Below are 13,580 nucleotides of genomic sequence, written 5' to 3'. Positions count from 1 at the left end.
CTGATACTGCGTTGGCTGCTCTCGTAAAGTCAGTCACATACCTCAGTATGCTCCTTCCTTTCCTTCGCTTGCCGCCTTGTCTCAGCGCAAAATCCTTCGGACTCTGAATCAAAGCTGAAAAATCTGTCTCTTCGCCAAAACATCTTCGGCGTTGTAAGGTTAAGCCTCACGGTTCATTAGTATCGGTTAGCTCAACGCATCGCTGCGCTTACACACCCGACCTATCAACGTCGTCGTCTTCAACGTTCCTTCAGGAGACCTAAAGTCTCAGGGAGAACTCATCTCGGGGCAAGTTTCGTGCTTAGATGCTTTCAGCACTTATCTCTTCCGCATTTAGCTACCGGGCAGTGCCATTGGCATGACAACCCGAACACCAGTGATGCGTCCACTCCGGTCCTCTCGTACTAGGAGCAGCCCCCCTCAATTCTCCAGCGCCCACGGCAGATAGGGACCGAACTGTCTCACGACGTTCTAAACCCAGCTCGCGTACCACTTTAAATGGCGAACAGCCATACCCTTGGGACCTACTTCAGCCCCAGGATGTGATGAGCCGACATCGAGGTGCCAAACACCGCCGTCGATATGAACTCTTGGGCGGTATCAGCCTGTTATCCCCGGAGTACCTTTTATCCGTTGAGCGATGGCCCTTCCATTCAGAACCACCGGATCACTATGACCTGCTTTCGCACCTGCTCGCGCCGTCACGCTCGCAGTCAAGCTGGCTTATGCCATTGCACTAACCTCCTGATGTCCGACCAGGATTAGCCAACCTTCGTGCTCCTCCGTTACTCTTTGGGAGGAGACCGCCCCAGTCAAACTACCCACCAGACACTGTCCGCAACCCGGATTACGGGTCTACGTTAGAACACCAGCCATTAAAGGGTGGTATTTCAAGGTTGGCTCCACGCAGACTGGCGTCCACGCTTCAAAGCCTCCCACCTATCCTACACATCAAGGACCAGTGTTCAGTGTCAAGCTATAGTAAAGGTTCACGGGGTCTTTCCGTCTTGCCGCGGGTACACTGCATCTTCACAGCGAGTTCAATTTCACTGAGTCTCGGGTGGAGACAGCCTGGCCATCATTACGCCATTCGTGCAGGTCGGAACTTACCCGACAAGGAATTTCGCTACCTTAGGACCGTTATAGTTACGGCCGCCGTTTACCGGGGCTTCGATCAAGAGCTTCGCGTTGCCGCTAACCCCATCAATTAACCTTCCGGCACCGGGCAGGCGTCACACCGTATACGTCCACTTTCGTGTTTGCACAGTGCTGTGTTTTTAATAAACAGTTGCAGCCAGCTGGTATCTTCGACTGATTTCAGCTCCACCCGCAGGGGCTTCACCTACATATCAGCGTGCCTTCTCCCGAAGTTACGGCACCATTTTGCCTAGTTCCTTCACCCGAGTTCTCTCAAGCGCCTTGGTATTCTCTACCTGACCACCTGTGTCGGTTTGGGGTACGATTTGATGTTACCTGATGCTTAGAGGCTTTTCCTGGAAGCAGGGCATTTGTTACTTCAGCACCGTAGTGCCTCGTCATCACACCTCAGCGTTAAAAAGGTACCGGATTTACCTGGAACCTCCGCCTACATGCTTAAACCGGGACAACCGTCGCCCGGCTAACATAGCCTTCTCCGTCCCCCCTTCGCAGTAACACCAAGTACAGGAATATTAACCTGTTTCCCATCGACTACGCCTTTCGGCCTCGCCTTAGGGGTCGACTCACCCTGCCCCGATTAACGTTGGACAGGAACCCTTGGTCTTCCGGCGAGCGGGCTTTTCACCCGCTTTATCGTTACTTATGTCAGCATTCGCACTTCTGATACCTCCAGCATGCCTCACAGCACACCTTCAACGGCTTACAGAACGCTCCCCTACCCAACAACGCATAAGCGTCGCTGCCGCAGCTTCGGTGCATGGTTTAGCCCCGTTACATCTTCCGCGCAGGCCGACTCGACCAGTGAGCTATTACGCTTTCTTTAAATGATGGCTGCTTCTAAGCCAACATCCTGGCTGTCTGTGCCTTCCCACATCGTTTCCCACTTAACCATGACTTTGGGACCTTAGCTGGCGGTCTGGGTTGTTTCCCTCTTCACGACGGACGTTAGCACCCGCCGTGTGTCTCCCGTGATAACATTCTTCGGTATTCGTAGTTTGCATCGGGTTGGTAAGCCGGGATGGCCCCCTAGCCGAAACAGTGCTCTACCCCCGAAGATGAATTCACGAGGCGCTACCTAAATAGCTTTCGGGGAGAACCAGCTATCTCCCGGTTTGATTGGCCTTTCACCCCCAGCCACAGGTCATCCGCTAATTTTTCAACATTAGTCGGTTCGGTCCTCCAGTTAGTGTTACCCAACCTTCAACCTGCCCATGGCTAGATCACCGGGTTTCGGGTCTATACCCTGCAACTTAACGCCCAGTTAAGACTCGGTTTCCCTTCGGCTCCCCTATACGGTTAACCTTGCTACAGAATATAAGTCGCTGACCCATTATACAAAAGGTACGCAGTCACCCCATAAAGAGGCTCCCACTGCTTGTACGTACACGGTTTCAGGTTCTTTTTCACTCCCCTCGCCGGGGTTCTTTTCGCCTTTCCCTCACGGTACTGGTTCACTATCGGTCAGTCAGGAGTATTTAGCCTTGGAGGATGGTCCCCCCATATTCAGACAGGATACCACGTGTCCCGCCCTACTCTTCGAGTTCACAGCAAGTGTGCTTTCGTGTACGGGACTATCACCCTGTACCGTCGGACTTTCCAGACCGTTCCACTAACACACAAGCTGATTCAGACTCCGGGCTGCTCCCCGTTCGCTCGCCGCTACTGGGGGAATCTCGGTTGATTTCTTTTCCTCGGGGTACTTAGATGTTTCAGTTCCCCCGGTTCGCCTCGTTAGCCTATGTATTCAGCTAACGATAGTGCAACGAATTGCACTGGGTTTCCCCATTCGGACATCGCCGGGTCAAGGGTTCATATCACCTCGCCGGCGCTTTTCGCAGATTAGCACGTCCTTCATCGCCTCTGACTGCCAGGGCATCCACCGTGTACGCTTAGTCGCTTAACCTCACAACCCGAAGATGTTTCTTTCGATTCATCGTCGACTTGCGAAAATTTGAGAGACTCGAACACACATGAGCTGTGTGTCGTTTCAATTTTCAGCTTGATCCAGATTTTTAAAGAGCAAATATCTCAAACGTGACTCGCAAGTCAGTTTTGAGATATGACGGCAGGTGACTTTCACTCACGAACCAGCAAGTGGCGTCCCCTAGGGGATTCGAACCCCTGTTACCGCCGTGAAAGGGCGGTGTCCTGGGCCTCTAGACGAAGGGGACACTGAAGTCTCAATCGCAAGACGCCTTGCTATTTACTTTTCATCAGACAATCTGTGTGGACACTACAAAGGCAGGTTCTTTAAGGTAAGGAGGTGATCCAACCGCAGGTTCCCCTACGGTTACCTTGTTACGACTTCACCCCAGTCATGAATCACAAAGTGGTAAGCGCCCTCCCGAAGGTTAAGCTACCTACTTCTTTTGCAACCCACTCCCATGGTGTGACGGGCGGTGTGTACAAGGCCCGGGAACGTATTCACCGTAGCATTCTGATCTACGATTACTAGCGATTCCGACTTCATGGAGTCGAGTTGCAGACTCCAATCCGGACTACGACGCACTTTATGAGGTCCGCTTGCTCTCGCGAGGTCGCTTCTCTTTGTATGCGCCATTGTAGCACGTGTGTAGCCCTACTCGTAAGGGCCATGATGACTTGACGTCATCCCCACCTTCCTCCAGTTTATCACTGGCAGTCTCCTTTGAGTTCCCGGCCTAACCGCTGGCAACAAAGGATAAGGGTTGCGCTCGTTGCGGGACTTAACCCAACATTTCACAACACGAGCTGACGACAGCCATGCAGCACCTGTCTCAGAGTTCCCGAAGGCACCAATCCATCTCTGGAAAGTTCTCTGGATGTCAAGAGTAGGTAAGGTTCTTCGCGTTGCATCGAATTAAACCACATGCTCCACCGCTTGTGCGGGCCCCCGTCAATTCATTTGAGTTTTAACCTTGCGGCCGTACTCCCCAGGCGGTCGACTTAACGCGTTAGCTCCGGAAGCCACGCCTCAAGGGCACAACCTCCAAGTCGACATCGTTTACGGCGTGGGCTACCAGGGTATCTAATCCTGTTTGCTCCCCACGCTTTCGCACCTGAGCGTCAGTCTTTGTCCAGGGGACCGCCTTCGCCACCGGTATTCCTCCAGATCTCTACGCATTTCACCGCTACACCTGGAATTCTACCCCCCTCTACAAGACTCTAGCCTGCCAGTTTCGAATGCAGTTCCCAGGTTGAGCCCGGGGATTTCACATCCGACTTGACAGACCGCCTGCGTGCGCTTTACGCCCAGTAATTCCGATTAACGCTTGCACCCCCCGTATTACCGCGGCTGCTGGCACGGAGTTAGCCGGTGCTTCTTCTGCGGGTAACGTCAATCGGTAAGGTTATTAACCTTACCGCCTTCCTCCCCGCTGAAAGTGCTTTACAACCCGAAGGCCTTCTTCACACACGCGGCATGGCTGCATCAGGCTTGCGCCCATTGTGCAATATTCCCCACTGCTGCCTCCCGTAGGAGTCTGGACCGTGTCTCAGTTCCAGTGTGGCTGGTCATCCTCTCAGACCAGCTAGGGATCGTCGCCTAGGTGAGCCGTTACCCCACCTACTAGCTAATCCCATCTGGGCACATCCGATGGCAAGAGGCCCGAAGGTCCCCCTCTTTGGTCTTGCGACGTTATGCGGTATTAGCTACCGTTTCCAGTAGTTATCCCCCTCCATCAGGCAGTTTCCCAGACATTACTCACCCGTCCGCCACTCGTCAGCGAAGCAGCAAGCTGCTTCCTGTTACCGTTCGACTTGCATGTGTTAGGCCTGCCGCCAGCGTTCAATCTGAGCCATGATCAAACTCTTCAATTTAAGTTTGATGCTCGTGAATTAAACTTCGTAATGAATTACGTATGTTCACTCAGAGACTTGGTATTCATTTATTGTCCGAAGACATTAAGAATCCATGTCACTTTGAGTGCCCACACAGATTGTCTGATAAATTGTTAAAGAGCAGTGCCGCTTCGTTTTTCGCTGCGGCGCGGGGTGTGCATATTACGCCTTCCCGCTTCAGAGTCAAGCGATTATTTCGCTTTTCTCTGCTGACCCGGCGGCTTGCGTGCCGTTGTTCCGTGTCAGTGGAGGCGCATTATAGGGAGTAATTCCGAAGCTGCAAGGATAAAGTGAAAATTATTTACTAACTGCTCACTTTCCAGGCAAATCGCATCCCAGACCTCAATTCTCGCCTGGTTTTTAAACAAAAACGAGCCGCAAGCGGCTCGTTTTTGCGTTTTGTGACTTACTGCACTGCCACAATTCGATCGTCGTTGGCTTCCAGTCGGATAACTTTGCCCGGAACCAGCTCCCCGGAAAGGATTTGCTGCGCCAGCGGGTTTTCGATCTGCTGCTGGATTGCACGTTTTAATGGACGCGCGCCATAAACAGGATCGTAACCATTCGCGCTCAGCAGCTTCAGCGCATCATCGGAGATGTGGATTTCATAACCACGCTCTTCAAGACGTTTATACAGACGCTGCAGCTGGATCTGTGCAATCGACGCAATGTGTTTCTCACCCAGCGGATGGAACACCACGACTTCATCAATACGGTTGATGAACTCCGGACGGAAGTTTTGGCTGACTACCCCCAGTACCAGATCCTTCATATGGCTGTAATCCAGCTCGCCGAAGCGTTCCTGAATCAAATCGGAACCCAGGTTCGAAGTCATGATCACCACCGTATTACGGAAGTCGACCGTTCTGCCTTGCCCATCCGTCAGACGGCCATCATCCAGTACCTGCAACAGGATGTTGAACACGTCAGGATGCGCCTTCTCCACCTCATCCAGCAGGATGACGGAATAAGGACGACGACGCACCGCTTCCGTCAGGTAACCGCCCTCTTCATAGCCGACATATCCTGGAGGTGCGCCAACCAGACGCGAGACGGAGTGTTTTTCCATAAACTCGGACATATCGATACGCACCATCGCGTCATCGCTGTCGAACATAAAGTTAGCCAGCGCTTTACACAGCTCGGTTTTACCGACACCGGTTGGCCCCAGGAACAGGAACGAACCGATTGGGCGGTTTGGATCGGACAGCCCAGCGCGACTACGACGAATGGCGTTGGAAACCGCCTCAACGGCCTCGTTCTGACCAATCACTCGCTGGTGCAGATCCTGCTCCATGCGCAGCAGTTTCTCACGTTCGCTTTCCATCATGCGGGCAACGGGGATACCGGTCCAGCGCGCCAGCACTTCGGCAATCTCAGCATCCGTCACTTTATTACGCAGCAGACGCATGGTTTTGCCTTCCGACTGCGTAGCAATCTCAAGCTGTTTTTCCAGTTCAGGAATTTTGCCGTACTGCAACTCGGACATCCGCGCCAAATCACCTACACGGCGCGCCTGCTCAATGGCAATTTTCGCCTGTTCCAGCTCCGCCTTGATCGTCTGGGTGCCAGAAAGTGACGCTTTCTCGGCTTTCCACTCTTCTTCTAACTCAGAATACTGGCGCTCTTTCTCTTCCAGCTCTTCGTTGAGCATATCCAGGCGTTTCTTACTCGCTTCATCAGACTCTTTGTTCAGCGCCTGCTGTTCCAGCTTGAGCTGAATGATGCGGCGATCGAGTCGGTCCAGCTCTTCCGGTTTCGAGTCAATCTGCATACGGATGCTGGACGCGGCTTCATCAATAAGGTCGATTGCTTTATCCGGCAGCTGGCGGTCAGCGATATAACGATGCGAAAGCGTCGCCGCCGCAACGATGGCCGGGTCAGTGATCTGCACATGATGGTGCAGTTCATAACGCTCTTTCAGACCACGCAGGATCGCGATGGTATCTTCAACGCTTGGCTCAGCAACAAACACCTTCTGGAAACGACGCTCCAGCGCGGCATCTTTTTCAATGTACTGACGATACTCGTCCAGCGTGGTGGCACCAACGCAGTGAAGTTCACCACGCGCCAGCGCAGGCTTCAGCATATTTCCGGCATCCATTGCGCCGTCAGCTTTACCGGCCCCGACCATGGTATGCAGTTCGTCGATAAACAGGATGACGTTACCTTCCTGTTTTGCCAGATCGTTCAGCACGCCTTTCAGACGCTCTTCGAACTCGCCGCGATACTTCGCCCCGGCCACCAGCGCGCCCATATCCAGTGCCAGCACGCGGCGCCCCTTCAGCCCTTCCGGTACTTCACCATTAACGATACGCTGCGCCAGCCCTTCAACGATGGCGGTTTTACCAACGCCGGGCTCACCAATCAGCACCGGGTTATTTTTGGTACGACGCTGCAATACCTGAATAGTACGGCGAATTTCTTCGTCACGGCCGATCACCGGGTCAAGCTTGCCCTGCTCGGCACGTTCGGTCAGATCGACCGTAAATTTCTTCAAAGCCTGACGTTGGTCTTCGGCTCCCTGATCGTTCACGCTTTCACCTCCACGCATTTTCTCAATCGCCTGAGTCACGTTGGCGGTGGTAGCGCCGGCAGATTTCAGCAGGTCGGTCAAGGTACCGCGTGATTCAAGCGCCGCCAGAACAAACAGCTCTGACGAAATAAAATTGTCCCCACGCTTTTGCGCCAGCTTGTCGCAAAGGTTCAGCACGCGCACCAGATCCTGTGACGGCTGCACGTCGCCGCCGGTACCTTCCACCTGCGGTAAACGACTCAGCCCCTGATCGATGGCGGTGCGTAACTGGCCGGCATTAATGCCAGCGGACGTTAATAAAGGACGTACCGATCCCCCTTCCTGATTCAGCAAGGCGCTCATTAAATGAAGAGGTTCGATAAATTGGTTGTCGTGCCCCAGTGTGAGGGACTGGGCATCGGCGAGAGCAAGCTGGAATTTATTAGTAAGACGATCCAGACGCATAACTCCTCCCATAACAGGTCAAATTTGCTACTGGAGATTAAATGAGGTCATCCCTCAATTATTCAAGGTTAATGACCTGAATTATGTGAAAAGAAAACAGCGCGTGCCGGATCGTCTTGATTCTATAGGTTATATCAGCCAAATGAAACTTGCCATACGACCGGTGGTCTTGTCGCGGCGATAGGAGAAGAAATCATCGTTTTCGCTGAAGGTACAGCGATCGCCGCCAAAGATCTGCGTTACGCCGACATTATTTAACCGTTGGCGGGCAAGCTGATAAATATCGGCCAGATATTTATCGCCGGAAGCCACAAACGCATTAGCCGCCTGAGCATCTTTTTCCATAAAGGCTTCGCGCACCTCTGGCCCCACCTCAAACGCGCGAGGTCCAATCGCCGGGCCAAGCCAGGCAATGATGTTAGCGGGATTGTCCTGGAAGCAGGCGACGGTCTCCTCCAGCACGCCTTCGCACAGGCCACGCCAGCCGGCGTGCGCCGCAGCCACTTCCGTGCCCGCCTGGTTGCAAAACAGCACGGGCAGGCAATCGGCGGTCATTACCGCGCAAACCGTTCCCGGAATATTACTGTATGAGGCATCGGCGCGTTTAGACGCATACGGTTCCCCGGACAGCGTCAGTACCGCTTTGCCATGCACCTGCTCAAGCCAGACCGGTTTTGAAGGCAGATTTCCGGCAGCAAAGAGGCGCTTACGGTTCTCTTCAACGTGCTCCGGGTTATCGCCACAGTGTGCGCCAAGGTTTAGAGACGCCCATGTGCCCTGGCTCACGCCACCGATACGGGTTGAACTACAGGCAGCCACACCCTCAGGCAGCGGCCACTCTGGGACAATCAGCTTGGTCATAACCAGTCCACGTGATCCTTATGTTCTTCGAAATCCGCGCGCATCGCGTCGATAAGTTCCACCATATCCTGCGGGATCGGCGCATGCCATTCCATCTGAATACCGGTAATTGGGTGGTAAAGACGCAGCATGGTTGCATGCAGGGCCTGGCGATCGAATTTGCGCAGCACGGAGATAAATTCATCCGACGCCCCCTTTGGCGGACGCGGACGACCGCCGTACACCGGGTCACCCACCAGCGGATGGGTAATGTGCGCCATATGCACGCGGATCTGGTGAGTACGTCCGGTTTCCAGACGCAGACGCAGGCGCGTATGAATGCGGAAATGCTCCATGATGCGGTAATGCGTGACGGCAGGTTTACCCATCGGATGCACGGACATATGAGTACGTTTGGTAGGGTGACGGCTGATTGGCTCTTCAACCGTGCCGCCAGCGGTCATATGGCCAATCGCCACCGCTTCATACTCGCGGGTAATTTCGCGCAGCTGCAAAGATTCTACCAGGCGAGTCTGAGCCGGGACCGTTTTCGCCACCACCATCAGGCCGGTGGTGTCTTTATCCAGACGGTGAACGATACCGGCGCGCGGTACGTCCGCAATTGGCGGATAATAATGGAGGAGTGCGTTCAGTACCGTACCATCAGGATTACCCGCTCCCGGGTGAACAACAAAGTCACGCGGCTTGTTGATGACCAGAATATCGTCATCTTCATAGACGATGTTCAGGGGGATATCCTGCGGCTCGAAGCGGACTTCCTCTTCGATTTCAGCATTGATGGCGACAGCTTCCCCACCAAACACTTTCTCTTTTGGTTTGTCCCAGATCTTGCCGTTTACCAGCACACGCTGGTCAAGGATCCATTCTTTTATGCGTGAACGCGAATAATCAGGGAACAATTCGGCCAAAGCCTGATCTAAGCGTTGACCGAGCTGATTTTCGGAGACTGTTGCGGTGAGTTCTACTCGTTGTGCCATAAACTGCTTCTTCGTTTAACGTTGGGTTTTACGGCTTTGCCGTTTAATATAGTGTGCTATTGTAGCTGGTCTTAATCGGGAGCAGGAACTGAGTTTCTCCCGGACAAACATTTGAGGAAAGTCAAAACGTCATGACGCGCATGAAATATCTGGTGGCAGCGGCCACGTTGAGCCTGGCTTTGGTGGGCTGCTCCGGTTCGAATGAACAGGTCCCTGACAATCCGCCGAATGAAATCTATGCGACTGCACAACAAAAGTTGCAGGACGGTAACTGGAAACAGGCGATAACGCAACTGGAAGCGTTGGATAATCGCTATCCATTTGGTCCGTATTCGCAGCAGGTACAGTTAGATCTTATCTATGCCTACTACAAAAATGCCGATCTGCCTTTGGCTCAGGCTACTATCGATCGTTTCATGCGTCTGAACCCTACCCACCCTAACATCGATTATGTGATGTACATGCGCGGCCTGACCAACATGGCGCTGGATGACAGCGCACTGCAGGGCTTCTTCGGGGTGGATCGTTCTGACCGTGACCCGCAGCACGCGCGTGATGCTTTCAATGACTTCTCAAAGCTGGTCCGTAGCTATCCGAACAGCCAGTACATTACCGATGCCACCAAGCGTCTGGTGTTCCTGAAAAATCGCCTGGCGAAATATGAATACTCCGTAGCGGAATACTACACCCGCCGTGGCGCATGGGTTGCCGTGGTTAACCGTGTGGAAGGCATGCTGCGTGATTATCCGGATACGCAGGCAACGCGTGATGGCCTGAAGCTGATGGAAAACGCCTATCGTGAAATGCAGATGACCGCTCAGGCTGACAAAGTTGCGAAAATCATCGCCGCGAACAGCAGCAACACCTGATCCCGCTTCAAAGCAAAACGGCAGCCCGATGGCTGCCGTTTTTGTATACATTCCAGACCTCAGCTGAAGCGGTTTAGCCTCAACACATCCTGTCAACTATGACCGTAAATTCTGGGTTCGACAAGGTAAATCTCGCCTCTTCCTGCCCTGCCTCACAAAAAAGATTCCCTGACAAAAACCGACAAAATAACGTGATCTAAATCACACATTTTGACATTAGGTCGGGTATGCTGGAATCACCAAGACGGAAAGACAAGAGGTAAAATTTATGACAATGAACATTACCAGTAAACAAATGGAAATTACTCCGGCAATTCGCCAGCACGTCGCAGACCGTCTCGCCAAACTGGATAAATGGCAAACACATTTGATTAATCCACATATCATCCTGTCCAAGGAGCCACAGGGTTTCGTCGCTGATGCAACTATCAATACTCCAAACGGCCATCTGGTCGCCAGCGCAAAACACGAGGATATGTACACCGCAATTAACGATTTGATCAACAAGCTGGAACGGCAGCTCAATAAAGTGCAACACAAAGGTGAAGCCCGTCGCGCCACAACATCGGTGAAAGACGCCAGCTTCGCGGAAGAAGTTGAAGAAGAGTAATCCTTTAAATTGAGTGTACCGACAACGCGCCTCCGGGCGCGTTTTTTATTGACAGGATTAAAACAGTACAGGTACTTTAACGATATCAATTTCAGGATGACCCCATGAAACAGACGCCGTTTTTCTTCGCATTCTTTTTTACCTTCCCCTGACCGGGAGGCGTTTCGTCGTGTGATAAAGAATGCGAAGACGAACAACAAGGCCTCCCCCACCGGGAGGCCTTTTTTTTGATAACGATAAAATGAGACAGGCAACACTATGACACCGGAAAACCCGCTACTGGATTTACGCGTAAAAATCAGCGCGCTTGACGAAAAATTACTGGCCCTGCTGGCTGAACGCCGTTCACTGGCCATTGAAGTGGGTAAAGCCAAGCTGGACTCCCATCGGCCGGTGCGCGATATCGATCGCGAGCGCGATTTACTGGAACGGTTGATTCAGCTCGGTAAAGCACATCATCTGGATGCTCACTACATCACTCGCCTGTTCCAGCTCATCATCGAAGATTCCGTTCTGACTCAGCAGGCCCTGCTCCAGCAGCATCTGAACAAAACCAACCCGCACTCAGCTCGTATTGCCTTTCTCGGTCCGAAAGGCTCCTATTCGCACCTGGCGGCGCGCCAGTACGCGGCCCGCCATTTCGAGGAGTTTATTGAGAGCGGCTGCGCGAAATTTGCCGATATTTTCAATCAGGTCGAAACCGGCCAGGCCGATTACGCCGTGGTGCCCATTGAGAACACCAGTTCCGGCGCCATCAACGATGTTTACGATCTGCTTCAGCATACCAGCCTGTCGCTGGTAGGCGAGTTGACTATCCCTATCGACCACTGCGTGCTGGTTTCCGGCTCAACCGATTTGCATCAGATCGAAACGGTTTACAGCCATCCGCAGCCGTTCCAGCAGTGCAGCCAGTTCCTGAACCGCTATCCGAACTGGAAAATTGAGTACACCGAAAGTACCTCGGCGGCGATGGAAAAAGTAGCGCAGGCAAACTCCCCTGCCGTCGCTGCACTCGGTAGCGAAGCGGGCGGCGCGCTGTATGGCCTGCAGGTGCTGGAGCGTAATCTGGCAAACCAGACTCAGAACATCACCCGTTTCATTGTTCTGGCCCGCAAGGCCATCAACGTGTCAGATCAGGTTCCGGCTAAAACTACCCTGCTGATGGCGACCGGCCAGCAGGCAGGGGCGCTGGTAGAAGCGCTGCTGGTACTGCGCAACCACAACCTGATCATGACGAAGCTGGAATCGCGCCCTATTCATGGCAATCCGTGGGAAGAGATGTTTTATCTCGACGTGCAGGCAAATCTGGAATCTGCATCCATGCAGAAAGCCCTGCGCGAACTGGGCGAGATCACCCGTTCGATGAAAGTGCTGGGCTGCTATCCGAGCGAAAACGTGGTCCCGGTTGACCCGGCTTAACGTTCGATAAAGCGGCTTTTCTTCATCCCTGCCACATTAACCGGCAGGGTGAAGATGGCGCCGGAAAGGGGATATTTCGCCAGCTCCTCCGCCTCCATATTTTCCCGCGTGGTGGTGACAAACAGCGTTTTCATATCGTCCCCGCCAAAGCAGACCATCGTCGGGCAGCGTACCGGCAGCCGGTACTCTTCCAGCTGTTCTCCCTGCGGTGAAAATCGCGCTATCCGCCAGCCGTCAAACAGCGCGCTCCAGTAGCATCCTTCCACATCCATTGCCGCACCGTCGGGTATCCCCTCCCCCTCGCTAAACCGGCGAAACGCTTCGCGCTTACCGGGTTCGCCAGACTCATCCAGCGGCGTACGGTAGATCACACCGTTTGGCGTGTCTGAGGTAAACATCCACTGCTCGTCCGGGCTAAACGCTAAGCCGTTATGCCCGTGAATGTCGCACTGGATCACCTTCGGCGTCAGATCGTTGTCGATACGCATCAGCATGGCGCCGTTATAATCTCCCGGTCCCCAGAACGTGCCCGCGTAAAAGCGCCCCTGCCGATCGGTTCCGCCATCGTTAAACCGCGCAAGCTGCGGGTTGGACGGGTTATCACATACCTTACGCTGGAGCAGGCCGTGTTTATCGGCCAGCCAGATAGCGTTACGCATCGCGACGATAAAGCCGCCGCGCTCACGCAGGGCAAAACACCCCACTTCTTCATGGAATGAGAGCACCGTATGCTCTGCGGTAGGCAGATGATAGCGATGGATCTCCCCTTCCAGAATATCCGCCCAGTAAAGCGCCTTCTCTTCTGCGCTCCACGTCGGGCATTCGGGCAGATGCCCGGTGTAGTTCAACAGCAGCTGCGGTTCAGCCATGACAGTTCCCCAAAATGA

At 53.5% G+C, this 13,580-nt stretch carries 8 protein-coding genes, 1 tRNA gene, 2 rRNA genes and 1 other annotated feature; of the genes, 4 read left to right on the top strand and 7 right to left on the bottom strand.

The features are described from left to right. Positions 1–155: 155 nt before the first annotated feature. The 6 genes from HWQ14_RS10860 to rluD all read right to left on the bottom strand — a co-directional run bounded on the left by HWQ14_RS10860 (position 156) and on the right by rluD (position 9,795). A 23S ribosomal RNA gene (locus HWQ14_RS10860) occupies positions 156–3,061 on the bottom strand. A 192-nt stretch (positions 3,062–3,253) separates the two neighbouring features. Continuing rightward, positions 3,254–3,329 (bottom strand) — tRNA-Glu (locus HWQ14_RS10855). An 85-nt stretch (positions 3,330–3,414) separates the two neighbouring features. After that, positions 3,415–4,956 (bottom strand): 16S ribosomal RNA (locus HWQ14_RS10850). Together the 16S and 23S rRNA genes with 1 tRNA gene alongside form the textbook arrangement of a ribosomal RNA operon. A 427-nt stretch (positions 4,957–5,383) precedes the next feature. Further along, positions 5,384–7,957 carry an ATP-dependent chaperone ClpB gene (gene clpB / locus HWQ14_RS10845; RefSeq protein WP_176609715.1) on the bottom strand — a complete coding sequence of 858 codons (2,574 nt, stop codon included), beginning with the start codon at positions 7,955–7,957 and terminating at the stop codon, positions 5,384–5,386. Positions 7,958–8,086: 129 nt separating this feature from the next. Continuing rightward, complete coding sequence (gene yfiH, locus HWQ14_RS10840; RefSeq protein ID WP_176609714.1) at positions 8,087–8,818, bottom strand: purine nucleoside phosphorylase YfiH; 732 nt, start codon at positions 8,816–8,818, stop codon at positions 8,087–8,089. After that, on the bottom strand, positions 8,815–9,795 hold the full coding sequence (rluD, locus tag HWQ14_RS10835) for a 23S rRNA pseudouridine(1911/1915/1917) synthase RluD (RefSeq protein ID WP_148421515.1): 981 nt from the start codon (positions 9,793–9,795) through the stop codon (positions 8,815–8,817). The genes yfiH and rluD overlap by 4 nt, the downstream gene beginning before the upstream one ends. Before the next feature lie 131 nt (positions 9,796–9,926). On the opposite strand from rluD, the gene bamD reads away from it, so the two are divergent. The 4 genes from bamD to pheA all read left to right on the top strand — a co-directional run bounded on the left by bamD (position 9,927) and on the right by pheA (position 12,693). Continuing rightward, positions 9,927–10,664 carry an outer membrane protein assembly factor BamD gene (bamD, locus tag HWQ14_RS10830; protein ID WP_148421513.1) on the top strand — a complete coding sequence of 246 codons (738 nt, stop codon included), beginning with the start codon at positions 9,927–9,929 and terminating at the stop codon, positions 10,662–10,664. A gap of 268 nt (positions 10,665–10,932) precedes the next feature. Further along, positions 10,933–11,274, top strand: coding sequence for a ribosome-associated translation inhibitor RaiA (gene raiA / locus HWQ14_RS10825; protein WP_006811628.1), 342 nt, complete (start codon positions 10,933–10,935; stop codon positions 11,272–11,274). 103 nt (positions 11,275–11,377) lie between these two features. Further along, positions 11,378–11,503: a sequence feature (Phe leader region), on the top strand. Next, entirely contained in the window at positions 11,379–11,426 is a 48-nt protein-coding gene (gene pheL, locus HWQ14_RS10820) for a pheA operon leader peptide PheL (protein WP_100229775.1), read from the top strand. (Overlaps the previous feature by 48 nt.) A gap of 29 nt (positions 11,504–11,532) precedes the next feature. Continuing rightward, positions 11,533–12,693 (top strand): bifunctional chorismate mutase/prephenate dehydratase, encoded by a 1,161-nt coding sequence (pheA, locus tag HWQ14_RS10815; protein WP_176609713.1) that lies wholly within the window; start codon positions 11,533–11,535, stop codon positions 12,691–12,693. Here the strand turns inward: pheA and HWQ14_RS10810 are convergent. Continuing rightward, a complete protein-coding gene (locus HWQ14_RS10810) occupies positions 12,690–13,562 on the bottom strand; it encodes an SMP-30/gluconolactonase/LRE family protein (RefSeq protein ID WP_176609712.1) in 873 nt (290 codons plus the stop codon). The two genes, pheA and HWQ14_RS10810, sit on opposite strands and share 4 nt — an antisense overlap. Positions 13,563–13,580: the final 18 nt, after the last annotated feature.

Origin of the sequence: Enterobacter cloacae, assembly GCF_013375935.1 — a bacterium.
GTDB classification, from domain to species: Bacteria; Pseudomonadota; Gammaproteobacteria; order Enterobacterales; family Enterobacteriaceae; genus Enterobacter; species Enterobacter pasteurii.
The sequence above is the reverse complement of the archived record's forward strand: the minus strand, read 5'-3'. Positions and strand labels throughout refer to the sequence as shown.